Annotated in this window: 2 pseudogenes; both read right to left on the bottom strand. The window is 55.3% G+C overall.

From position 1 onward, the window contains the following. A pseudogene (locus tag EKA13_RS27490) lies at positions 1-428 on the bottom strand (hypothetical protein); the annotation flags it as partial. Next, positions 421-711, bottom strand: a pseudogene (locus tag EKA13_RS27485) (hypothetical protein); the annotation flags it as partial. The pseudogenes EKA13_RS27490 and EKA13_RS27485, both read right to left, overlap by 8 nt.

Raw genomic sequence — 711 nt, 5'->3', positions numbered from 1 at the left:
TGCTGGACGGCTGCTGCGGTCACCGATTCCCACGGCACAATCCAGTACTCGCCGTCTTCGCGAGGGACGCAGACTTCTCGGCGTTGGCGGTTGAAGCGCAAGGGCAAGGGGACTGGGCGGAATAGGCTTTGGATCAAAATAAATGATGGAACACCAACGATGAGTCCTGCCCCGATAGCGAAGATGTACCAGAGGTCATCATCCCAAGAGTAATACCCCATAATCAGAAACATCATCGCAAGGGGCCATATGACCATCACCCCTGATCCAATGCTGTAGCTCCCAATATCGAGATACACATCATTCTTGCGCCAGATGGTGTTGAGTACATCCGCCGGCTGTTCACCGGTCGGGATCGGCAGAGGCGCCAGGTAGTCACGCTGTGAGAACAGGCGCTTTTGGGTTGTACCGGCTGCCGGTCTACTCATGCCGTTCCCGGCTCGACGCAGATGCCAACTTCGCCGCCAGCTCCGCCTCACGCTCAGCAATGGCCGCTTCCAGTTCAGGTGAGCGCTTGGCCCACTGTTCGGGTGGCAAGGGTTTTGACCATTCGCTGATTTCGGGGTAAGGCAGGTCCGGTGGTGCAGACAATTTCAGGTTCTGTGCTTTTTCTGCCAACCAGGTTCCAAAGACGGTGATGAAAAATATCCCGTGCAACACATCAAACACATCACCTTTACGCAAGCTGGTGACGATTGAGCCTATTTGCGT

The sequence above is a fragment of the Pseudomonas defluvii genome (genome assembly GCF_001695625.1).
GTDB classification, from domain to species: domain Bacteria; phylum Pseudomonadota; class Gammaproteobacteria; order Pseudomonadales; family Pseudomonadaceae; genus Aquipseudomonas; species Aquipseudomonas defluvii.
This window is presented reverse-complemented; position numbering and strand designations above follow the sequence as displayed.